Source organism: Actinoplanes sp. CA-142083, assembly GCF_050942195.1.
GTDB lineage: Bacteria > Actinomycetota > Actinomycetes > Mycobacteriales > Micromonosporaceae > Actinoplanes.
On record NZ_CP192076.1, the window covers coordinates 7836368 to 7858279 of the forward strand.

23 protein-coding genes are annotated in these 21912 nt (G+C 69.9%); 3 read left to right on the plus strand and 20 right to left on the minus strand.

Annotated features, from left to right (window positions below):
* The first annotated feature begins 13 nt into the window (after nucleotides 1–13).
* Nucleotides 14–1087 carry a LacI family DNA-binding transcriptional regulator gene (locus tag ACQPZX_RS35730; protein WP_433365380.1) on the plus strand — a complete coding sequence of 358 codons (1074 nt, stop codon included), beginning with the start codon at nucleotides 14–16 and terminating at the stop codon, nucleotides 1085–1087.
* Nucleotides 1088–1143: 56 nt separating this feature from the next.
* Here the strand turns inward: ACQPZX_RS35730 and ACQPZX_RS35735 are convergent, their stop codons facing one another.
* The 3 genes from ACQPZX_RS35735 to ACQPZX_RS35745 all read right to left on the minus strand — a co-directional run bounded on the left by ACQPZX_RS35735 (nucleotide 1144) and on the right by ACQPZX_RS35745 (nucleotide 3019).
* Nucleotides 1144–1695, minus strand: a complete 552-nt coding sequence (locus ACQPZX_RS35735; RefSeq protein ID WP_433365383.1) for a DUF5134 domain-containing protein — start codon at nucleotides 1693–1695, stop codon at nucleotides 1144–1146.
* A gap of 91 nt (nucleotides 1696–1786) precedes the next feature.
* Nucleotides 1787–2641 (minus strand): TIGR03560 family F420-dependent LLM class oxidoreductase, encoded by an 855-nt coding sequence (locus ACQPZX_RS35740; RefSeq protein WP_433365386.1) that lies wholly within the window; start codon nucleotides 2639–2641, stop codon nucleotides 1787–1789.
* 3 nt (nucleotides 2642–2644) lie between these two features.
* The gene (locus tag ACQPZX_RS35745) at nucleotides 2645–3019 is read right to left on the minus strand and encodes a nuclear transport factor 2 family protein (RefSeq protein WP_433365389.1); all 375 of its coding nucleotides are present in this window, start codon (nucleotides 3017–3019) and stop codon (nucleotides 2645–2647) included.
* A gap of 52 nt (nucleotides 3020–3071) precedes the next feature.
* Between ACQPZX_RS35745 and ACQPZX_RS35750 the strand changes: the two genes are divergently transcribed.
* On the plus strand, nucleotides 3072–3710 hold the full coding sequence (locus tag ACQPZX_RS35750; RefSeq protein ID WP_433365392.1) for a TetR/AcrR family transcriptional regulator: 639 nt from the start codon (nucleotides 3072–3074) through the stop codon (nucleotides 3708–3710).
* A 106-nt stretch (nucleotides 3711–3816) separates the two neighbouring features.
* On the opposite strand, the gene ACQPZX_RS35755 is transcribed toward ACQPZX_RS35750, so the two are convergent.
* The 15 genes from ACQPZX_RS35755 to ACQPZX_RS35825 form a co-directional block, all read right to left on the minus strand.
* Nucleotides 3817–4584 (minus strand): hypothetical protein, encoded by a 768-nt coding sequence (locus tag ACQPZX_RS35755; protein ID WP_433365395.1) that lies wholly within the window; start codon nucleotides 4582–4584, stop codon nucleotides 3817–3819.
* Nucleotides 4585–4626: 42 nt separating this feature from the next.
* Nucleotides 4627–5196, minus strand: a complete 570-nt coding sequence (locus tag ACQPZX_RS35760; protein ID WP_433365398.1) for a GNAT family N-acetyltransferase — start codon at nucleotides 5194–5196, stop codon at nucleotides 4627–4629.
* Nucleotides 5193–5693 (minus strand): TspO/MBR family protein, encoded by a 501-nt coding sequence (locus ACQPZX_RS35765; RefSeq protein ID WP_433365401.1) that lies wholly within the window; start codon nucleotides 5691–5693, stop codon nucleotides 5193–5195. The genes ACQPZX_RS35760 and ACQPZX_RS35765 overlap by 4 nt, the downstream gene beginning before the upstream one ends.
* 32 nt (nucleotides 5694–5725) lie before the next feature.
* Nucleotides 5726–6064: a cupin domain-containing protein gene (locus ACQPZX_RS35770; protein ID WP_433365404.1), complete on the minus strand. Its 339-nt coding sequence runs from the start codon at nucleotides 6062–6064 to the stop codon at nucleotides 5726–5728.
* A gap of 98 nt (nucleotides 6065–6162) precedes the next feature.
* On the minus strand, nucleotides 6163–7584 hold the full coding sequence (gene argH / locus ACQPZX_RS35775) for an argininosuccinate lyase (protein ID WP_433365407.1): 1422 nt from the start codon (nucleotides 7582–7584) through the stop codon (nucleotides 6163–6165).
* A gap of 4 nt (nucleotides 7585–7588) precedes the next feature.
* A complete protein-coding gene (locus ACQPZX_RS35780; RefSeq protein WP_433365410.1) occupies nucleotides 7589–8791 on the minus strand; it encodes an argininosuccinate synthase in 1203 nt (400 codons plus the stop codon).
* Nucleotides 8788–9288: an arginine repressor gene (locus ACQPZX_RS35785; RefSeq protein WP_433365413.1), complete on the minus strand. Its 501-nt coding sequence runs from the start codon at nucleotides 9286–9288 to the stop codon at nucleotides 8788–8790. Before ACQPZX_RS35785 ends, ACQPZX_RS35780 begins: the two co-directional genes overlap by 4 nt.
* Nucleotides 9285–10214, minus strand: a complete 930-nt coding sequence (gene argF, locus ACQPZX_RS35790) for an ornithine carbamoyltransferase (protein WP_433365416.1) — start codon at nucleotides 10212–10214, stop codon at nucleotides 9285–9287. Before argF ends, ACQPZX_RS35785 begins: the two co-directional genes overlap by 4 nt.
* A complete protein-coding gene (locus ACQPZX_RS35795) occupies nucleotides 10211–11359 on the minus strand; it encodes an acetylornithine transaminase (protein WP_433365419.1) in 1149 nt (382 codons plus the stop codon). Before ACQPZX_RS35795 ends, argF begins: the two co-directional genes overlap by 4 nt.
* On the minus strand, nucleotides 11356–12222 hold the full coding sequence (argB, locus tag ACQPZX_RS35800; RefSeq protein WP_433365422.1) for an acetylglutamate kinase: 867 nt from the start codon (nucleotides 12220–12222) through the stop codon (nucleotides 11356–11358). Before argB ends, ACQPZX_RS35795 begins: the two co-directional genes overlap by 4 nt.
* Nucleotides 12219–13391 carry a bifunctional glutamate N-acetyltransferase/amino-acid acetyltransferase ArgJ gene (gene argJ / locus ACQPZX_RS35805; RefSeq protein WP_433365425.1) on the minus strand — a complete coding sequence of 391 codons (1173 nt, stop codon included), beginning with the start codon at nucleotides 13389–13391 and terminating at the stop codon, nucleotides 12219–12221. Before argJ ends, argB begins: the two co-directional genes overlap by 4 nt.
* The gene (gene argC, locus ACQPZX_RS35810) at nucleotides 13388–14389 is read right to left on the minus strand and encodes an N-acetyl-gamma-glutamyl-phosphate reductase (protein ID WP_433365428.1); all 1002 of its coding nucleotides are present in this window, start codon (nucleotides 14387–14389) and stop codon (nucleotides 13388–13390) included. Before argC ends, argJ begins: the two co-directional genes overlap by 4 nt.
* A gap of 33 nt (nucleotides 14390–14422) precedes the next feature.
* Nucleotides 14423–15082, minus strand: coding sequence for a DUF2238 domain-containing protein (locus ACQPZX_RS35815; RefSeq protein ID WP_433365430.1), 660 nt, complete (start codon nucleotides 15080–15082; stop codon nucleotides 14423–14425).
* A 44-nt stretch (nucleotides 15083–15126) separates the two neighbouring features.
* Complete coding sequence (locus ACQPZX_RS35820) at nucleotides 15127–15966, minus strand: LLM class flavin-dependent oxidoreductase (RefSeq protein ID WP_433365433.1); 840 nt, start codon at nucleotides 15964–15966, stop codon at nucleotides 15127–15129.
* Nucleotides 15967–16111: 145 nt separating this feature from the next.
* On the minus strand, nucleotides 16112–18919 hold the full coding sequence (locus tag ACQPZX_RS35825) for a tetratricopeptide repeat protein (protein ID WP_433365436.1): 2808 nt from the start codon (nucleotides 18917–18919) through the stop codon (nucleotides 16112–16114).
* A 126-nt stretch (nucleotides 18920–19045) separates the two neighbouring features.
* Between ACQPZX_RS35825 and ACQPZX_RS35830 the strand changes: the two genes are divergently transcribed.
* Entirely contained in the window at nucleotides 19046–19954 is a 909-nt protein-coding gene (locus ACQPZX_RS35830) for a hypothetical protein (RefSeq protein ID WP_433365439.1), read from the plus strand.
* On the opposite strand, the gene ACQPZX_RS35835 is transcribed toward ACQPZX_RS35830, so the two are convergent.
* Nucleotides 19951–20634, minus strand: coding sequence for a hypothetical protein (locus tag ACQPZX_RS35835; RefSeq protein WP_433365442.1), 684 nt, complete (start codon nucleotides 20632–20634; stop codon nucleotides 19951–19953). The two genes, ACQPZX_RS35830 and ACQPZX_RS35835, sit on opposite strands and share 4 nt — an antisense overlap.
* A gap of 70 nt (nucleotides 20635–20704) precedes the next feature.
* On the minus strand, nucleotides 20705–21820 hold the full coding sequence (locus tag ACQPZX_RS35840) for a cellulose binding domain-containing protein (RefSeq protein WP_433365444.1): 1116 nt from the start codon (nucleotides 21818–21820) through the stop codon (nucleotides 20705–20707).
* Nucleotides 21821–21912 lie beyond the last annotated feature (92 nt).

Sequence of the window (21912 nt, forward strand, 5' to 3'; positions counted from 1 at the left end):
TAAGGTGCCCCCCATGCGCGCACGAATGTCCGACATCGCCCGGCAGGCCCAGGTCAGCGAGGCGACGGTGTCGCGCGTCATCAACGACCGCCCCGGCGTCTCCCACGAAACCCGGCAGGCGGTGCTGACCGCGCTTGATGTCCTGGGCTATGAAAGGCCGGAACGCTTGCGCAAGCGCAGCGCCGGTCTGGTCGGCCTGATCGTCCCCGAGCTGGACAACCCGATCTTCCCGGCGTTCGCCCAGGTCATCGAGTCGACGCTGGCCCAGCACGGCTACACGCCGGTGCTGTGCACGCAGTCGCCCGGCGGCGTCACCGAGGACGAGTACGTCGAGATGATGCTGGACCGGCAGGTCAGCGGGATCGTCTTCGTGTCGAGCCTGTCGGCCGACACGGCGGCGGATCCGTCCCGGTACCGCCGGCTGATCGAGCGACCGCTTCCGATCGTGCTGGTCAACGGCTATGCGGAGGCGATCGAGGCCCCTTTCGTCTCCTGCGACGACCGGCTGGCCGGGGACATGGCGGTCTCGCACCTGGTCGCGCTCGGCCACCAGCGGATCGGAATGATCTCGGGACCGAACCGGTTCATCAGCACCCAGCGCAAGCTGACCGGCTATCGGGCCGCGATGGAGCGCGAGTTCGGTCCCGGCTCGCCCTCGTCGCTGCCCTCCCCGTTCCCGCAGCCGCCTTCCATTTATGACGAGTTCGTGGCGTTGACGCTGTTCGGGGTGGAGGGTGGCGAGGTGGCGGCGGATCGCCTGATCGAGCAGGGGGTCACTGGCATAGTGTGCGCCTCGGATCTGATGGCGCTCGGCGCCATCCGGGCCGCCCGCCGCCGTGGCCTGTCGGTCCCGCGCGACGTCTCGGTGATCGGCTTCGACGACTCACCTCTGATCGCCTTCACCGACCCGCCGCTGACCACGCTGCGCCAGCCGGTCTCCTCGATGGCCGTGGCCGCCGTCCGCTGCCTGGTCGACGAGATCAACGGCCACGGCGCGCCGCATTCGGAGTACCTGTTCCGCCCCGAGCTGGTGGTCCGCGAGTCCACGGCGATCGCTCCCAGTCGCCGCTCGCTCCCGGTCGCGTAACTTCTTGCAGAATTTGCACGAACTCCCGGCCTCTTGCTTAACCGGTTACGCAAATTTCAGGCCATCGCCAGCAAGGACAACCCCATGGCAGCGCTCATCATCCCGTGGCAGACCGCCGCCCAATGTGGGGTGGAGCCATGCGGGCTGGCCGGCGCAAGACGCATCCCGCGCGCGATCCACCACAGGGCGGCGGCCACCAGGTAGGCGCCCAGCGCCGCGCTGATCCACGCCGGATAGCCGGTGGCGGCGGACATTCCAGGCATAGTCGCGTGGCCGAGGTGATGCTCTTCCGGCATCGAGGCGCTCATCCACACCATCGCCGCGGCCGCGGTGGCAAAATACATGAGCGTGAGCCGGCCGCCGGTCGCCCGGATCGCGCGGGTGACGAACCAGCCCGTGGAGATCGTGAAGCCGACCGCCCACACCCCGGGCGGCACCCACGTTCCCCAGGGCCAGATCATCACGATCATCGAGCCGCCCATCAGCAGGTGCAGCGCCTCGGTGACGCGCTCACCCCCGCCCGGCCGCAGCACGCGCGCGAGGTGAAACCCGGTGGCAACCGCGAATGCCAGCGTCAGCGACCATCGAAGGGACTCGAGACCGATCATCGTGGGACGTTCCTCCCGCGCCGTCGTTCCGATCTTCCGGCCACGTTAGACGGTCGGCGATCCGCTGGTCAGTACCGCGAGCGGGCGATCTTCACACGGTCGTGGCCGCGGCCACCCGTTCCACATCGGCGACGGTCATCGGGCGGCCGCGCGTGATGACCACGACGTGGTCGATCCCGTACGCCTTGAGCTGCGTGCAGCGCTCGGCGAACCGGGCGCCCGGCTCGCCGTCGCCGAGCGCCGTGCTCACCGTCCTGACGATCCCGGCGTCGTCGCGGCCGACCTCCGCGCAGTGCTCGCGCAGCACGGCGAGCTTGTGCCGGATGGTCGCGCCGCCGTCCGGCACGTCGAACAGGTTGCACGCGTCCGCGTACTGTGCGACCAGCCGCAGCGTCCGCTTCTCCCCCACGCCGCCGATGAGGATCGGCGGTCGCGGCGTGGTGGCCGGCGCCGGGCTGCTCACCGGCCGTTCGAGGCGGGCGTGGACGCCGTGGAACGGCGCGGTGTCGCCCCGCCACATCTGCGCGGCCAGCCGGATCGTGTCCTCCAGGTGCTCGTACCGTTCCCGCGCGGACGCCGGGAGCGGCAGACCCATGTCCCGCGCCTCCTGCTGCTGGTAACCGGCGCCGACGCCCAGCCAGGCCCGGCCTCCGGAGAGCACGTCCAGTGAGGTCACCGCCTTGATCAGCAGAGCGGGCGGGCGGAACGTCACGGGGCTCACCATGGCCCCGAGCCGCACCCGGCGGGTCGTCGCGGCGAGGAAGGCCAGCACCGCGTACGCCTCGAGCATGGGATCGGTGACAGCCGCGGCCGGATCGGCCTGGATGAGGTGGTCGGTGGCCCAGACGGTGTGCAGGCCCAGCTCGTCGGCGGCCCGGCCGAGATCGGTGAGCGCCGACGGCGCGTCCGTCGCGGGGTACGAGGTGATGCTGATGCTCACGTCCATGGCTCAGGCCGCCGTCGTGTACTGCACCGACGCGAGCTGCCAGCGGCCGTCGTCGCTCGCCCACACCTGGCTCACCCGGAAGCGACCCTGGATCTGCTCGCCGTGGTAGACGCACTCCGACTCGACCAGATCGAACCGGATGCCCGTCGCGTCGTAGGTGTGCACGGTGGACTCCACGACGTCGAGGCGAACCTGCTCGTACTCCTCCTCGCGGTGCGCGTTGATCCAGCTCTCCCGGCTGATCGTGTAACCGCGCGGCCCGGTGATGACGGCATCCGCCGACACCAGCTCGGTCAGCGTGTGCCAGTCTCCGGTCAGCAGCGCCTGGTTCACTCGATCCTGCAGATCGTTGATCACGGTGTCCTTGATAGCATTCATAGAGTTACTCTAAAATTAGATTTACTAGAAAACAACCCCGAGCGGAGGCGCGGTGGGACTGCGCGAGCAGAAGAAGGAGCGCACCCGGCGGCACATCGCCGACACGGCCTGGGCGCTCATCGCCGAACACGGCTTCGCCCGGGTGACCGTGGCCGGCATCGCGCGCGCCGCCGAGGTCTCCGAGGCCACCGTCTTCAACTACTTCGCCACCAAGGAGGACATCTTCTTCTTCCGCCTCGACGAGTACGGCGAGCACCTGGTCCAGGGCGTGCTGGACCGCCCGGCCGGCGAGCCGGTGACCGCGGCGTTCCACCGCGTGCTGCTGGCCCAGGGCGGTCTGGTCGATCAGCTCGACGACGGCGACCCGCAGGCGCTGGCCCGGCTGCGCACCGTCAACCGCGTGGTCGCGGAGAGCCCGGCCATGCAGGGCCGCGAGCAGATCTCCCTCACCCGCACTGCGGAGCTATTGGCCGCCGCGCTCGCCGACTCGGCCGACTCGGCCGGCGAGGACCGGCTGACCGCGAGCGTGGTGGCACACGCCCTGATCGCCGTGCAGCGAGCGCTCGTGCTGCAGGTCCGCGAGGCGGTGCTGGCCGGCGAGCTCCCGCCCGGCCTGGCCGGCCGCCTGGCCCGCTCGGCGGCGGAGGCCTTCGCGCTGCTCGAGCGCGGCTTAGGCGACTACGGGGCCTGACCGGCCCCGGCAGGCTCCGGCGGGCTTCGCCGGGCCCCGGCAGGCTTCGCCGGGCTTCGGCGGGCTTCGCCGGGCCCCGGCAGGCTTCGGCGGGCCTCGGGCGGGGTCAGCAGCCGAGCCGCTTTCCCGCGACGGCGATGTCGTCCATCCACAGGTCGAAGACGCCCGGGGTGGTGCCGGCCTGATAAAGCTGCCAGCCGATCTTCACGGTGTCGACGGCGGGGAGGATGAAGGGCACCTGGTTGCCGCCGTGGTCGGCGGTGGTGGCGGTCAGTTCCGGGTTGGCGACGCCGTCGACCCACACGGCTACGCGGTTGTCGGCGGGATCGAGCATCCACTCGAAGCACTGCCACGTGTCCTCGACGACGGGGGCGGACTCCCGCCAGTTGGTCCAGTCGCCGGTGGGGCCGCCGTCGGCGCCCACGCCCCAGAACACACCGGGAACCGTCGGGGCGTACTGCCCGCCTACCGGGCGGACGACCTCGGAGCTGCCGGCGCCGGTGGCCTCGACGAGCGTGAAGTGCGCCCAGTCGGGGGCGACGGGAAACGCGTCGACCCGCAGCCGCATCCGGCCGTAGAACCGGTTGCCTGGCGCGGCGAAGTCGTCGATGCGCAGGAAGGCACGCCCGTTGTCGACCGTGTGCAGGTGCAGCACCTGGTCGCCACGGCGGCCGCGCTCCACCGCCAGGGTGCCGTTGCGCGTGTCGACACCCCAGTTCAGCGTGCTGGGACCGCCGAGCGGCAGCCGTTCGAAGTCCTCGCAGAACAGCAGGCCACGCCCGCACGAACCGCGCTGAGCCGCGCCGGCGGGGGCACTCGCGGCCACGGAGCCGAGCGCGAGAGCGGCAGCGAGCACCGCGACGAGGTGGCGCATGGGGACCCTCCGTCCACTTGGGAGCGCTCCCATCATCGCAGATCATCGATTTATGGCAAGCCGCATCACGCAGTTCTTCAAGCCCTTCGGGCGGATGTAGGTGAAGCCGGCCCGCTCGAACAGGTCGCGGGTGCCATCGTAGAGAACCGACATCTTCTTGCCGTCGTTGTCGTGCGGGTATCCCTCCACGACTCCCCCGCCGGCCTGCGAGATCAGCTCGAGGGCGCCGCGGAGAGCGACCTCGGCCAGCCCCTGGCGCCGGTGCTTCTTGTCCACGAAGATGCAGGTGATGCGATAGTCCGGCAGCAGGTCGAGCTCGGCCTCGTACTGTTTGCGGTGGTAGATGTTCGGCAGCTCCTCCGGCGAGCCGTACTGGCACCAGGCCACGGCCTGCTCACCGTCGAAGACCACCGCGGCGTGCGCCCGCCCCTCCTCGACCAGCCGCTGCTTGAGGGCGCGGTTGTCCTCGGCCGAGAAGGTCTTCTCGGCATGCATGGTCTGGAAATAGGTGCACCAGCAGCCGCCGAACACACCGTTGTGCCGCTCGATGAGCCGCGCGTACGCGTCCCACGTGCCGGTTGTCAGCGCCTCGACCCGCTGCTCCTGAGTCACGCGCGAAAGTCTGCTCTCCCGGGGCGGACGGCGCCAGGGTTCCGGGTGGCGATCGACGCCGTGAGAGCGGTGGCGAAGCCCGTCCAGACCACGTAGGGCGCGATGGCCGCGGCCGCCGGCCGGTCGACCCGCCAGGCCCGGGTCACCAGCGACAGGTTGGACGCGTTGAGCAACGCGATCTCGGCCAGCGCGGCGCGCGGCGCCCGAGCCCCGAAGAAAACCACGGTCCACCCCGCGTTGAGCACCAGGTTCGTGCCGAAGCTACGGGCGAAGCCGGCACGGGCCGACTCCGGCGCACGGTCCAGGACCCGCGCCCCCGCGACCGCCAGCAGCGCGTACAACGAGGTCCACACGATCGGAAACGCCGCCGGCGGCGGCTGCCAGCTGGGCTTCTTCAGCGACTTGTACCACCGTGAGTCGGGCTTGGTGGCCAGCGACCCGGCCACCGCGGCGGCGGCCACCGCCGCGGACGTCTTGACCAGCGTGCGCAATCGCATCCCGCCGCGATACCCACCCTGACGCGATCGAATCACGCCCCGGTGATCAGATGGTCGGACTCGACGGCGACAGCGGTGAGGTCGGAAGTGGCCCGGGTCGTGTGGGGCTCGCCGGACTTCCACAGGGCCGCCTGACCCGGCCCGACCGGGAACCACGGGCCGCCGGCCGCGCGGACCTCGCCCTCGCCGGACAACACGATCAGCAGCTGGTCGCCCACCGCCGGGTGGGTGCCGATCTCGCCGCCCGCGGCCACGCGCAGCACCGTCACCGCGGCCGTTTCGCCCCGGAGGACGTGGGCCGCGGTGAAACCGGTGCTGCCATGCGCGGGGATCGGGACGGCGGGGACGGCATGCAGGTCGAGGATCTCCACGACCGGGGAGGATAGCCTCAGGCCGCCATTAAACTCGCCGGCGCACTGCTCGATCTGGCGATCAATGTGGTCACCGCGCTCTATGCGGGACGGCCGCGCTAGCGGGGCACGACCTTTTCCACGGCCCACTCGCGCCAGCTGTCGAGGCGGTGCTGGACCAGCGCGAGCTGCTCGGCCACCGGGCCCGGGCCCGTCGAACCGGGCGTGGTGCGGCTGGCGAGGGCCGACTCGACCGACAGGACCTGGCGTACCGACGGGTCGAGGTGTTCGCTGACCTTCGCCAAGTCGTCGTCGGTGAGGTCTTCCAGCTCGCAGCCGCGCACCGAGCACAGTGCCACCAGCTGGCCGGTGATCTCGTGCGCGTCGCGGAACGGGACGCCGCGGCGGACCAGCCAGTCGGCGACCTCGGTGGCCAGCGAGAAACCGACCGGCGCGGCCGCGGCGAGGCGGTCGACGCGTACGGTCATCGTGGAGATCATGCCGGCCAGGGCGGGCAGCAGGAGCTCGAGCGTCTCGATCGCGTCGAACGCCGGCTCCTTGTCCTCCTGCATGTCCCGGTCGTACGTGAGCGGCAGCCCCTTGAGCATGGTCAGCACCGCGACCAGGCCGCCGACCAGGCGGCCGCTCTTGCCGCGGGCCAGCTCGGCGATGTCCGCGTTCTTCTTCTGCGGCATGATCGACGAGCCGGTGGCGAAGGCGTCGTCCAGCTCCACCCAGCCGAACTCGGTGGAGGTCCAGAGCACCACCTCCTCGCCCAGGCGGGACAGGTGCACGCCGATCAGCGCTGTGACGAAGAGGAACTCGGCCACGAAGTCGCGGTCGGCCACGGCGTCCATCGAGTTGGCCGCGGGGGCCGTGAAGCCCAGCTCCTTGGCCACCGCCGCCGGGTCGAGCGGCAGCGACGAGCCGGCGAGGGCGCCGGAGCCGAGCGGCGAGATGGCCGCCCGGGCGTCCCAGTCGCGCATCCGGTCGAGGTCGCGCAGCAGCGGGTGCACGTGGGCGAGCAGCCAGTGCCCGAAGGTGACCGGCTGGGCGTGCTGCACGTGGGTCATGCCGGGCGCGGCGGTGTCGACGTTGCGAGCCGCCTGTTCCGTCAGCGCGTCGGCCAGCTCGACCACCGACTGGGCCACGCCGCGGGCGTGGTCGCGCAGGTAGAGCCGCAGGTCGGTGGCGACCTGGTCGTTGCGGGACCGGCCGGCGCGCAGCTTGCCGCCGAGCGCGCCGAGCCGTTCGAGCAGGCCGCGCTCGAGCGCGGTGTGCACGTCCTCGTCGTCGATGGTGGGCCGGAACTCGCCGGACGCGCAGGCCGCCTCGAGGTCGTCGAGGGCGGCCAGCATCTGGCCCAGCTCGTCGGGGTCGAGCAGCCCGGCGGCGGCGAGCACCCGGGCGTGGGCCCGGGAGCCGGCGATGTCGTACGGGGCGAGCCGCCAGTCGAACTGAACGCTCACCGAGAGCCGGGCGAGGGCGTCCGCGGGACCGCCGGAGAACCGGCCACCCCACAATGAAGTCTTCTCGGTCACGGGCTCAGTCTGCCAGTCGCTTGTTCCGGGCCGACGCCATGCGCGACGGAAGGCCCCAGAGCTGCACGAAGCCCTTGGCCAGGGACTGGTCGAAGGTGTCGCCGGTGTCGTAAGTCGCCATGCCGAAGTCGTACAGGCTCGCCTCGGACCGGCGGCCGGTAACGACCGCGCGGCCCCCGTGCAGGGTGAGTCGCACCTCGCCGGAGACGTGCTGCTGGGACTCGTCGATGAAGGCGTCGAGGGCCTGCTTGAGCGGCGAGAACCAGAGGCCGTCGTAGACGAGCTCGCCCCACCTCTGGTCGACCGACCGCTTGAACCGGGCCAGGTCGCGCTCGACCGTCACGTTCTCCAGCTCCTGGTGGGCGGTGATCAGAGCGATCGCGCCCGGGGCCTCGTACACCTCACGGCTCTTGATCCCGACGAGACGGTCCTCGACCATGTCGAGCCGGCCCACGCCCTGAGCGCCGGCGCGCCGGTTGAGCTCGGTGATCGCCTGGAACGGCGTGACGGTCTCGCCGTCGATCGCGACCGGGTTGCCCTTGTCGAAGGTGATCACGACCTCGTCGGGGTCCGTCACGAGGGAAGGGTCGGACGTGTACGAGTAGATGTCCTCGATCGGCGCGTTCCAGATGTCTTCGAGGAACCCGGTCTCGACCGCGCGCCCCCACAAGTTCTGGTCGATCGAGTACGGCGACTTGTGCGATACGTCGATCGGAAGGCCCTTCTCCTCCGCGAGCGCGATCGCCTTGTCCCGCGTCCAGGCGAAGTCGCGCGCCGGGGCGACGACCTTCAAAGAGGGTGCGAGCGCCCCGATGCCGACCTCGAAGCGGACCTGGTCGTTGCCCTTGCCGGTGCAGCCGTGCGAGACGACCGTGCCGCCGTGCTGCTTGGCCGCCTCGACGAGGTGACGCACGATCAGCGGCCGGCTCAGCGCCGACACCAGCGGGTAGCGGTCCATGTAGAGCGCGTTGGCCCGCAGCGCCGGCAGGCAGAAGTCGGCGGCGAATTCCTCGCGGGCGTCCACCACGACACTCTCGGCGGCGCCGCAGTCGAGGGCGCGCTGCCGGATGACCTCCATGTCCTCGCCGCCCTGGCCGACGTCGAGCGCGACGGCGATGACTTCCCCGCCGAGCTGTTCGGCGAGGTAGGGAATGGCGACGGAGGTGTCGAGGCCTCCGGAGTACGCCAGAACGACCCGCTCGGTCACGGGTGGCTCCCTTCGTTGGTGTCGTGGGTGTGGCCGGCCCAGTCGGCGAGCTTCTCGGCCAGGGCCTTGCCGCCGGTGACGTCGCGGGCCACGACGAGGATCGTGTCGTCGCCGGCGATGGTGCCGACGATGTCGGTGAGTCCGGAGCGGTCCAGGGCGCTCGCCAGGAACTGCGCCGCCCCCGGCGGGGTGCGCAGCACCGCGATGTTGCCGCTGGCGTCCACGCCGGTGAGCAGTTCCCGCAGCAGTCGCAGGAGGCGGGCCGGAGCGTTCTCGGCCTCGCGCAGCGGGCGCGTGCCGTCCTCGGGGATGAGGTAGGCGCCGCCCACCTTGACGGCGTTCAGCTCCTCCAGGTCGCGGGAGAGCGTGGCCTGGGTGACCTGCACGCCTTCGCCCGCCAGCAGCTCGGCCAGCTCGGTCTGCGACCGGATGGCGTGCTCGCGGATGAGCTCGACGATCCGGGCATGGCGCCCGGCGCGGGTTATCGGGCCGGTCATTCGCCGTTCACCGCCAGCAGCCACGCGAGCAGCGCCTTCTGTGCGTGCAGCCGGTTCTCGGCCTGGTCGAAGACGGCGCTCTGCGGACCGTCCATCACCTCGTCGGTGATCTCCTCCCCGCGATGCGCGGGAAGACAATGCAGGACGATCGCATTCGGCGCGCCGGCGGCCAGGAGTTTGGCATTGATCTGGTACGGCAGGAAGGGCGTGATCCGGTCCTTCCCGTCGCCCTCCTGACCCATCGACGTCCAGGTGTCGGTGGCCAGCACCTCCACCCCGTCGACGGCCTCGAACGGGTCGCGCAGGATCTCGACCGAGCCACCGGTGTAGGCGGCGATCTCGGCCGCCCGGGAGACGACGGTCGGCGACGGGTCGAACCCCGAAGGCCCGGCCACCCGGACGTGCATCCCGGCGGTCGCACCCGCCAGCAGATAGGAGTGCGCCATGTTGTTGGCCGCATCCCCCACGTACGCGAGCTTGAGCCCTTGGGTCTTGCCGAACCTCTCGCGGATCGTCTGCAGATCGGCGAGCAACTGGCAGGGGTGGAATCCGTCGGTGAGCGCGTTCACGACCGGGACGGCGACGCCGGAGGCCAGCTCGGTGAGCCGTTCGTCGCCGGTGGTGCGGAAGACCATGGCGGCCACGTAGCGGGCGACGACCTTGCCGGCGTCGGCCAGCGACTCGCCGCGGCCGAAGTGGGTGAGCTGGGTGTCCACGATGATCGGCTGGCCACCCAGCTCGGCGATCCCGGCCTCGAAGGAGAGCCGGGTGCGCAGGCTGACCTTGTCGAAGAAGACCGCTACCGAGCGGGGGCCCTCGAGGGGGCGGTACTGGAAGCGGTTGGCCTTCATCTCGGCGGCGAGGTCGAGGACTGTGCTCTGCTCGGCCGGGGTGAGGTCGTCGTCGCGCAGGAAGTGGCGAGTCATTTGAGGCCATCCAGGGCGTTGATGAGGGCGTCGGCCTGCTCGGCGCTGATGATCAGCGGCGGGGCGAGGCGGATGACGTCGGGTTGAGGGGCGTTGACGAGGAAGCCCTCGGCGGCCAGCGCGGCGAGCCAATCCTTGGCCACGGGCTGGCGAAGGACGACCCCGAGCAGGAGGCCGGCGCCGCGCACATGATCCACGAGTGGGTGGTTCTCCAGGCCGCGCCGCAGCTGCTCGCCTACCCGTTTGACGTGGTCGAGCAGGCCCTCGTTGGCGATCGTGCGGACCACCGCGAGGCCGGCCGCGCAGGCGACCGGATTGCCGCCGAAGGTGGTGCCGTGCGAACCGGGGGTGAACAGGTCGGCGGCGGGACCGAAGGCGATGCAGGCGCCCAGCGGCAGGCCGCCGCCGAGACCCTTGGCCAGGGTGATGACGTCGGGCTCGACGCCCTCGCTCTGGTGGTGGAACCAGTGGCCGGTGCGGCCGATGCCGGTCTGCACCTCGTCGAGCACGAGCAGGGCGCCGTTGCGCGTGCAGATCTCCCTCGCCCCGGCCAGGTAACCGGCCGGCGGGACCACGACGCCGTTCTCCCCCTGGATCGGCTCGATGATGACCATCGCCGTTTCGTCCGATACCGCCGCGTTTAATTCGGACAAATCCCCAAATGTCACGTGGGTGACCTCGCCCGGTAGCGGCCGGAAGGGATCGGCCTTCGACGGCTGGCCGGTCAGGGCAAGGGCACCCATCGTCCGGCCATGGAAAGCGCCGTGCGTGGCCACGACATGACTGCGCCCGGTGAGGCGGGAAAGCTTGAAGGCAGCCTCATTCGCCTCGGCCCCCGAGTTGCCGAAAATGACCCGGCCGGAGCGACCCGCGAGGGCGAGCAGCAGCTCGGCGAGGGCAACACACGGCTCGGCGATGTACAGATTGGACACATGGCCGAGCTGCGAGATCTGCTCGGTGACGGCCTTGACCACCGCCGGGTGGGCGTGCCCGAGCGCGTTGACCGCGATGCCACCGAGGAAGTCGACGTACTCCCTGCCGTTCTCATCCTCCACCACCGCGCCGGAACCTCGGACGAGGGCGATCTGCGGGGTCCCGTAGTTGTTCATCATCGACTGCGACCACCGGTCGACCAGCGAGCTCATGACGGCACCACCATGGTTCCGATCCCTTCCGAGGTGAAGACTTCGAGCAGCGTGGAGTGGGCGACGCGGCCGTCGACGACGTGCGCGGCCGGCACGCCACCGCGGACGGCGCGCAGGCACGCCTCCATCTTGGGCACCATCCCCGCTTCGAGGCTGGGCAGCAGCTTCTCGAGCGCGTCGGCGTCGATGCGGGTGGTGAGCGACGAGGTGTCCGGCCAGTTGGTGTAGAGCCCCGGCACGTCGGTGAGCACGACCAGCTTGCGGGCGCCGAGCGCCTCGGCGAGGGCCGCGGCGGCCGTGTCCGCGTTCACATTATGGACAATTCCGGAAATGTCGGGCGCGACGCTCGCGATCACCGGGATTCGCCCCGCCGCGATGAGATCGTCCACCGCCGACGTGTCCACTTTGTCCACGTCGCCGACTTGGCCGAGATCCACGAAGGCACCATCGACCAGAGTGGTCCGCTTGACGGCGGTGAAGAGCTTGGCATCCTCACCGGAGAGCCCCACCGCAAAGGGCCCATGCTGGTTGATCAGCCCGACCAGCTCCCGCCCGACCTGCCCGGTCAGCACCATCCGCACGACGTCCATGGCCTCGGGCGTGGTGACCCGCAGCCCGCCGCGGAACTCGCTCTCGATACCGAGCCGATCGAGCATCCGGCTGATCTGCGGCCCGCCCCCGTGCACCACCACCGGCTTAATACCGACATATCGCATAAATACGATATCGGCGGCGAAGGCCTCCTGGAGTGAAGGGTTGATCATGGCGTTGCCGCCGTACTTGATCACCACGGTCGAACCGTGAAAACGCTCCAGCCACGGCAGCGCCTCGATCAGCACCGCGGCCTTGTCATGCGGGGTCACGACGAGTACGCCGAGTTCTCGTGCACGTACGCGTGCGACAGATCGGTCGTCCAGATGGTCGCCGCCATCTCCCCCTCGCGCAGGTTGATCGTGATCGTCACGTCCCTGTTTTCGAGCGAGACCTTCGACCGGTCCTCGGCCGCCGCCCCGCCCTTGCAGATCCACACCCCGTTGATCGCCACGTCCACGCGATCCGGCTCGAAGGCCGCCTGGGTCGTCCCCACCGCCGCGAGAATCCGTCCCCAGTTCGGGTCGTTGCCGAACAGCGCCGTCTTCACCAGGTTGTTCCGCGCCACCACGCGACCCACCTCGACCGCGTCGCCCTCGCTGGCCGCGCCCTCCACGGTGATCGAGATGTGCTTGGTCGCCCCTTCGGCGTCCGCGATCAGCTGCTGCGCCAGGTCGTGGCAGACCTCGGTGACCGCCGCCGTCAGCTCCTCGAGCGAGGGCTGCACGTCGGACGCCCCGCTGGCCAGCAGCAGCACGGTGTCGTTGGTGGACATGCAGCCGTCCGCGTCGATCCGGTCGAAGGTGACCCGGGTCGCCTCGCGCAGCGCCGCGTCCAGCACCTCGTTGTCGGCCGACGCGTCGGTGGTGACCACCACGAGCATCGTGGCGAGCGCCGGCGCCAGCATCCCCGCGCCCTTGGCGATCCCGCCGACCGACCAGCCGTCGCGCTGCACGAGGGCGTTCTTCGCCACCGTGTCGGTCGTCATGATTGCTTCGGCGGCGCGCGTGCCCCCGTCGTACGTCAAAGCCTTGGCCGCGGCCGTGACCCCCGGCAGCAGCTTGTCCATCGGCAGCAGTTCGCCGATCAGACCGGTCGAGCAGACCGCGACGTCGCCCGCCCCGATCATCAGCGGCTTGGCGCCGCCGCGCAGCACGGTGGCGACATGCTCCGCGGTCGTGTGGGTGTCGCGGAAGCCCTGCGAGCCGGTGCACGCGTTGGCGCCGCCCGAGTTGAGCACGACCGCGCGGACGATGCCGCCCTTGAGCACCTGCTGGCTCCACAGCACGGGCGCGGCCTTGACGCGGTTGCCGGTGAACACGCCGGCCGCGGTGAAGTCGGGCCCGTCGTTGACGACGAGCGCTACGTCTGGGTTGCCGGTGGCCTTCAGTCCCGCGGCGACGCCGCCGGCCCGGAAACCTTTGGGGTGGGTGACGGTCATGGTGCGACTCCGAACACGGACAGGCCCATGGTCTCGGGCAGGCCGGACATGAGGTTGGCGCACTGCACGGCCTGGCCCGCGGCGCCCTTGCCGAGGTTGTCCAGGGCGCTCACCACGACGATCCGACCGGAGTCGACGTCGACCGTGGCCTGCAGGTGGCAGGAATTGGATCCGGAGGTGGCCGCCGTGTGGGGCCACTGCCCTTCGGGCAGCACATGCACAAAGGCCTCGTTCGCGTACGCCTCCGTGAGCACCGCGCGGGGATCCCCCTCCTCGCGGAAACGGGCCGTGACGGTAGCGAGGATGCCGCGCGGCATCGGAGCGAGGATCGGCGTCATCGAGAGTGACGTCGCGCCGGTGGCCTGCTTGATCTCCGGCACGTGCTGGTGCGCACCCACCTTGTAGGGCGAGAGATCACCCATCACCTCGCTGCCCAGCAGGTTCACCTTGGCGTTGCGCCCCGCGCCGGAGGTGCCCGAGCTCGCGACCACCACCACGTCGGCGGGGTCGGCGAGCCCCGCGGCGATCAGCGGCGCGAGCGCGAGCGTGACGGTGGCCGCATAACAACCCGTGTTCGCCACCCGGTCGGCGGTCGCGATCAGCTCCCGCTGACCCGGCAACTCGGGCAGCCCGTAGGTCCACGTCCCCGCGTGCTCGCCGCCGTAGTACCGCCGCCAGAGCTCCCCGTCCTCGAGCCGGAAGTCGGCGCCCAGGTCGACGATCTTCACGCCCGCCGGCAGCTGCGCCGCCAGCGCCGCCGACTGCCCGTGCGGAAGAGCAAGAAACACCAGGTCAGCGTCGGTCAGGCCGGCCGCGTCGGTCGCGCCGAGCGTCAGATCAAGACCGGTCAATTGCGGGTGTACGGAGGTGACGTGCGCACCCGCTTGCGAATGCGCGGTCGCCGCCACCAACTCGAACTCCGGGTGCCCCGCGAGCAGGCGGAGCAGCTCGCCCCCCGCGTACCCACTGGCCCCCGCGACCGCAACCCGGATTCCCATACCAACCTCCGCATGACTATGCAGAGAACCGTATCAAGCCCGCCCGCCGAGCGGCAACCGCATACCCCCTGTAGCGGACGTCACAACGGATAGTTGCCGATCGTGCACCCGGCTGAGCAGCAACAAACTGAGGACCGCCCCGACCGCCGCCATGAACATGTCCCACTGCGTGTCCCAGATGTCCCCCTGCGCCCCCAGGAAGTCGTCGGCCGCCGACCCGCCGATGAGAGCCGAAACCCACTCGAACAGCTCCCAGGTAGCGCTGACCGCCATCACCACACACCAGACCAGCGCGCTCAGCCACGCGCCGGGTCGCAGCGGCGTGCGGCGCAGCAGAATCTCCCGGGCCACGATCGCCGGCACGAACCCTTGAGCCAGATGCCCCAGCCGGTCGTACGGGTTACGCGCCAGCCCCAGCGCGTCCCGCACCCAGTCCCCCGCCGGCACCTCGGCATACGTCCAGTGCCCGCCGATCATCAGGATCAGCGCCTGCCCCAGGATCAGCCGATAGGCAAGAGGCGTAAGCGGAAACCGCCGATACGTAAGGATGAGGATCGGCGCGGCGATGAGCGCCGCCAGCACCTCCATGAACCAGGTACCCAGCGACTTGGCCCCGATCGCCGAGACGACCAGAGCCACCACGCCGATCCCCAGCAACACGACCGGCTCCCGGCGCCGCCCATTTTCGGTCACCGGCCCAGCCTGCTGGACCGGCGACCGATGATCCATGGGTACGCCTACTCAATGCTCCCGACGATCGCCGCGAGCCGCTCGACCTGACCGGGGTCGTCGCCGTAGCAGTACATGACCACCTCGTCGGCGCCCAACTCGCGGTACTCCGCCACCGCCGCCGCGATCCGGCCCGGGTCGCTCAGCGGCTCGCCCCAGCCCTCGCGGGCGGTGAAGGCATAATAGCCGGCCACCGCCCGGCGCGCCCGCTCAATCGTCTCCGGCGGTCCCGCCGCGACGTTGACCTGACACACGATCCGCGGCCTCCCGGCGCGCCCCGCCTCGGCCCACTGCTCCCGCACGGTATTGATGAGGCCGCCGGCCCACGAGGCAGGCGCCGCGCAGATGAAACCGTCGGCATGGGCGGCGACCCGCTTCAAGGCGGCCGGCGCGAACCCGCCGATGAGGATCCGCGGCGCCTTCTCGAGCCGCGGCCCGATGATCGCGCCCCGATAGGGCTCGCCGCGCCAGATTTCCCGCAGCGCCCCGAACTGCTTGTCGAGCATCCGCCCGCGCTGATTGATCGGTGTCCCGGCCACGGCGTGGTCGTCCTCCCGCCCACCGATCCCGATCCCGAGCACGAAGCGCCCGCCCGACATGCGGTCGAGCGTGGCCACCTGCTTGGCCAGCAGGGCGGTCCCCCGCAGCGGCCCGAGCAGCACCTCGGTCTGCAGCCGGATCCGAGTGGTGGCCCCGGCCAGCACGGCGAGCGCCGTCAGCGGTTCCGGGTTGTCGAAGGCGAGCCGATCGAGCATCGCGACCGTGCCGAATCCGCACTCTTCCGCGCGGCGCGCCCACTCGAGCAGGCACGCGGGATCACTGATGGGCAGCCCAAGGCCGATTTCCATGAGACTTCTCCGAAGGTAGGCAGCAACATGCGAGTCGCCACCTCCTCCCCGCGCTCAGAAGCGGAGTCCCAGGCTCATCTGCGACATGGTTCCAGAGCCTGGAGTACGGAGTTCGCCAATGATCCTACCGGGCGTCGGGGCACTGTCACGATGCCGGACTCGGGTAGTCCACGAGATCGGGGTCGGGGAAGTCGTCGATGTCGTCGTCGACGAAGTCCTGGATCAGGGGGTCGTCGATGAGTGTCGACGGGGTCTCGGCGAGCTCGTCGTCGTCGTCGACCAGTTCGTGCACATCGGCGCGGCCGCTCTCGATCGCCAGGAGAATGACGATCTCGCGCTTGGTCTGACGCAGGAGCGGATTGTGCGGATCCTGACGGCCGCGCAGCGTCCCCAGCACCTCGTCCAGCAGGGTCATCGCCTCCTGCAGCCACGCCGGGGAGTTGAGCATCCGCAGGGTGACCGCGAGGTTGTATTTGGTGGCGAGCGTGGAATCGTGTGACTGGGCAAGGACCCGCTCCTGATCGTCGCGGATCGCGATGAACTCGTCGCGTGCCCGATGGAGCTCGCGCTGCGAGCGCAGGCTGAGCGCCAAGTTGTGGCGGGTGGTGAGGGTTCGCGGGTGGTCCGGGCCCAGCAGGCGCACCCGATCGTCGTAGAGTCTGCGGAATCGGTGCTCCGCGCGGTGGAAGTCGCCCTCTTCGTAGGTCAGCCAGCCGAGGTTCCCACGCGTGGTCTGACTGTCCGGATGCAGGACACCCAGTCGGGTGGCACGGATCTTGAGCACCTGGGTGAAGATCTGCCGGGACGTCGGAAACTCTTTTTGCAGGAGCAGAACCCACGCCAGGTTGGCCGCCACGGCGATCGTGTGGGGGTGCGCCTTTCCCAGCCGCCTGATCTGCGTCGCGAGCACCGCCCGGAAGCCGTCCTCCGCGACCCCGAAATGACCCTTCGCCTGTTCGAGCCAGGCAACGTTGTGGCTGGTGATCAGGGTGTTCGGATGCGCGGGCCCGAACAGGGCGTTGCGGCTCGCCAGCACCTCGCCGAAGTCACGCTCGGCCGCCTGCAACCAGTCGCGGCCGCCCGCCGCCTGCCGGGCGTAGGCAAGGCTGTGACGGGTGGAGAGGGTCGCCGGATCGGCCCTGCCCAACCGGCCCACACGACCGGCCAGAACCGCCTCCAGCAATTGCACGGCCTCCGCGGCTCGCCCCGCGACCTGCAGCACGGTGGCGAGGCTGTGCATGGTGGTCAAGGTGTCGGAGTGATCCCGGCCGAGCACCCTCTCGCGAGCCTCCAGCACCTGCCGGAACAGTTGCTCGGCCTCGGCCGGCTCGCCCTTCTCGTGCAGGATCACCGCCAGGCGATGGCTGGCTTCCATCACCTCCGGGTCGTCGGGATGACAGACCTGGCGGGTGGCCAGCGCGACGTCGTTGATGTCGTGGAACGCGCGGTCCAGGTCGTTCTCCGTGTCCGGCTCCGGGCGACTGACCAGGGCGCGGGCCTGCAGAGCCAGACCGCGATCCAACACTGCCGAACGCCGGAGCGCCTCGTCCTGCTCCGCCAGGCCCGCGGTGCGGTCGGCGGCCAGCACCGCCAGTTCGGCGGCGGTGCGGTACATGCCCCGGCGCATCAGCTGGCGGACCACGCGATGAGCTGCCCGCAGTGCGCCGGCGTTGCCGCGAGAGGCCGGATTGGACAGGACGTGCGCGACATGCGGAGTGAGCAGCCGCCATAACGGCCACACGTCGGCGCTGGGTTCGAGGTACGCCGCGGAACCTCCGTCGACCGCCTCGGTGATGGTGTCGAGCAGCCTCGTGCCGGGTTCCAGCACGGCGCGCATGCCCTCGGTGTGGCCGGCCGCGCGGGCGATCAGCGGGTGAAGCGCGGCGACGGGCAGATTGTCGTAGGAGATGATGTCCACCAAGCCGGTGACGGCCAGGAGCCGGAGGCTGCGTTCGGTCAGGGCCTCGACCGGGGTGAGTAGCGCGCCGAGGGGAAACGGTTGTCCGGGCGCACCGGCGGCGAGCAGACCCAGCAGCCGGAGCGCGCGGTCTCGTTCCTCGGGGCCGAACGCCTTGAGGGTCAGGTTGATGCCGGGCAGCACGTGGTAGGCGGGCTCGTCCACATGCAGACCCGGCCGCCGTACGGGAGAACCGCTCAACTCGCCGACGTAGCTCGACACACTGTGCCGCACCACCGGACTGCCCAGGTAGGACCCCGCTATGTGGAGCGCCAACGGCAGGTAGCCGAGAAGCTCGGCCGCCCTCCGTGCGTGCGGCAACTCCAGGAGCCGGCGGGCACGGTCCATCTCCGGAATCCGGTCGAGAAGAAGGTCGGCGCCGGCATCCACGGACAGCCGGTCGACCTCCACGGCGACGGCCAGGTTCGACGCGGGGCGGCGCGGCTTGACGCGGGTGGTCACCACGACCAGCCACCGTGACGGAAGAGCCTGTGCCTGACGTACGACGTCGGATGCGAGCTCGGGATCGTCCACGTTGTCGATGACCAGCACGACGCGCGCCGGGCTCTCGTCCACCCTCGACTGGGTCGTCAGGAGGCGCCAGACCAGTGCCGCCGAAGCCTCCTCCCGGGCTCGCGCGATCTCGATGTCGCTCGCATGAACCTCCCGGGCGACCGCTGCCATCCCCTCGACGAAGGAGGCGCGATGGTGACCCGCCACCCAGAAGACGCGGTGGTCGCCGGCGAGCTGGTGCGCCGCGGCGAGGGCGACGGTGGTCTTGCCGCAGCCCGCTTGACCGGTGAGCACGACCACGCCGCCCACGTGACGGCGAAGCCCGTCGACCATGTCCGCACGCCCGCGCACGACCATCGGCAGCCGATCGAACGGCGGGTGCCACGCCCCTTCGACGACCGGCGAATCAGTCAGGGACAGGTCGGCGGCCGAGGCGATCGGCACGTTGGCGTGCGCGTGCCGGGGAGGAAGCGCCGAGGCCATTTCCGTACGCTACCTCCGGACCAATGACATCGACATCTGTTGATCAAAATTCGGCCATCCGTTGCGCGGCGCAGGTATATTTACTTTTCTCACCGGGGAAAGAGATCAATTCGTGGGGACGCGCCATTGAGCACCCTGAGGCCGATATTCGACGGGCTGCTGGCGGCGACCGGGACGCCGGCCGGAGATCCATTCTGGCAGCGATTCCTGACGTCTGCCGGCTTCGGCGGTCTCATGGCTCTCACCGCCGCCCTGATCGCCGCGCGGATAGCCGCCATGCAACTGCGCCACACCAAGTCGCAGCAGCAGCATGAGCGCTGGTGGAGCACGCTGACCTGGGTATACGACCGCGCCGTCGTGGATGGCGACAAGCGCGCCGCCCTACCGCATCACGTCACTTTCGCGATGCTGTCCCAACTGGCGGAGCGCGCTCAGCTGCCGCCCGAGGACCGTCTGCAGCAGAGCGCGATCCGGTCGATCCTGTCGATGTTCGAGCCGGCTGGGGCCGGCGACCGCGATCAGGCGGCGTCAGCCGCAACGGCCGGAAAGACGTTCCAGGTGTCCGACCCGTCGGCAATGGCCCTGCTGGACGAGTTGCGGGACAAATTGAGCACCGACGCGGAACTGATGGCGAGAGCCGAACAATTGCGCTTCATGGAAGCCGCGAAAAAGGTCATCAAAAGGGAGGCGGAACTTCTCGGCGCGACCACCGGCGCCAGTCGTCACGGCGATGTCGTCGCGACCTGGTCGGCACGGGACATCCTCGTCCGGATCCACCACGCCGAGAAGAATCTGTCGAACGGAGCGGTCTTCCTGGCGATCGAGCGCTTGGAGATCGACATTGCCGCCGACTACCACGCGATCGGCGGGATCCTCGTCCTCAACGCGCCGCCGAACAGGCCCGCGGTCGACGAGTTCCTGGCAAGAAAGCACGGCCCACGTGTCGAGGTGGTGGTCTGGCATGACGAGGACGACGATCCGACGATCCATGACGCCCTCCAGCGGCTCCGTCCGCCGGGCACCGCCGTCGGCTAGCCGGGCATGCGCGGCGTGTAGGCGACCCGGAAGAGGCCGCGGACCGGCTTCTGGCCCAGGCCGAGGTTGTGCTCGAAAGCGACCGGCTTGGCCGGCGCCGCGGTGTCCAGCCGGATGGTGGTGTCGTCGCGGCGGCCTCGGTTCGGGTCGTAGACCCGGATGGTCAGGCGGGTGCCGTCCGTCTCGTAGCCGTAGGCCAGCACCTGGTGGTTGAGCGCCAAGTCCTTCGGGTTGCGCGACGCCACGGTCACCACGCCCAGCGGGACCGGCAGTCCGCGGTCGAGGTCTCGCTTGATCTGCGGCCACTGCACGCGGACGGTGCGCCAGCCCAGCCCGCGCTCGACGATGACCTGGCGGCCGAACACCTTCATGGTGTGGTCGCCGTCCGGGAGGCTCATCCATTGGTAGTACTGGGCGACGCCGGCGGGGACATGCCACGAGTCGATCAGGCGGGAGACGATGAACTTGTAGAGGGGGTCGCCGGCGGGCGGGCGGTCCAGCGTCGGCTCCCGGCCGTCGAGGAAGTAGTCCATCGCGGCGAAGACCATGCCGCCGCACAGGCCGCCGGCGGCGTTGCCGAGGCGCAGGTCGCCGAACGGGGTGGGCAGGACGACAGCGGGCTGCGAGGGCCACGAGTTGTTGAACGCGAAGCCGTGCTTCGAGGGCAGGAAGCCGTCCATGCGAACACGCTAGAGCCGGCATGCCGACGGCGAGGAGGTCACCGTCGGCATGCCGACCGAAAAGACGGGATCAGGCGTACGAGATGTTGAAGGTGTTGCAGACGAAGTTGGACTGCCCGGCCGTGCCGGAGATCTCGAAGCCGAACTGGATGTCGCCGACCGTCACGTCGCCGTACCAGCCGTTGGTGCGCAGCCAGTTCAGGACCGACAGGACGTCGATCGTGGCCGAGTTCGTCTGGCTGGTGCGGATGAACGAGTACACCTGGTTGCTGCCGTTGGATCCGCGGTAGACGTTCCAGGTGTGGCCGCCGGCCGAGACGTTGCGGGCCGACGGGACCGCGCCGTTGGCGTCATACGATTCGGCGATCGGACCCACCGCGCCATGTTGATTGGTCCAGATCATGACCTCGTACGCGTAATTGTTGGCCCAGATGTCGTAGGCCGTCTCGTAATCGCCGTCCGCCGGCACCGTGACGTTGAACGAGCTGGAGATCGAGCTCAGCGAGCTCAGGGTGCGGTTCAAAGTCTTGCCGGTGTGCGGGTACGACTTGACGCCGCTCGTGCGCGGCTGGTTGGACACGACGCCCCAGTTGGTGCCGGTCCGGGCCCAGATGGTCTGCGAGCCCGCGGCGCCGCCCCACACGTCGTTGTTCAGCGTGTAGCCGTTGTTGGTCCACGAGTCGTACTGACCGGTTGCCACCCAGGCCGCGTCGGACGGGACGCCACCAGAACTACCAGTGGGTGGGGGTGTCGTCGGCGAGGTGGTCGGGTTGGTCACGCCGCCCGTGCAGGACACGCCGTTGAGGGTGAACGCGGACGGCACCGGGTTGCTGCCGGTCCACGAGCCGTTGAAGCCGAACGACTGGGTGCCGTTGGTGGCGATCGAGCCGTTGTAGCCGGCGTTCTTCGCCGTCACTGTCGCGCCGCTCTGGGTGAGCGCGGTGTTCCACGATTGGGTCACCGTCTGGCCGGCGCCGAAGGACCACACCAGCGTCCAGGAACCGATCGCGTCGCCGAGGTTCTTGATGGTGACATTGGCGCCGAAGCCGCCGGGCCACTGGCTGCTCACCTGGTAGGTGACGGTGCAGCCGGCCGCCGCGGAGGCCGGCACGGCCGTGACGACCCCGGCGCCGGCCGCGATGCCCAGGCTCACGGCCAGGCACGCGGCGAGTTTTCGCCTACGCATCTCGCATCCCCTTCGCTTCGAGAAGATCGCGACTTTGTCTGTCGAAGCGCTTCGACAGCCGGGCCCAAAGTTTCACGAGCATCAATGTGGTT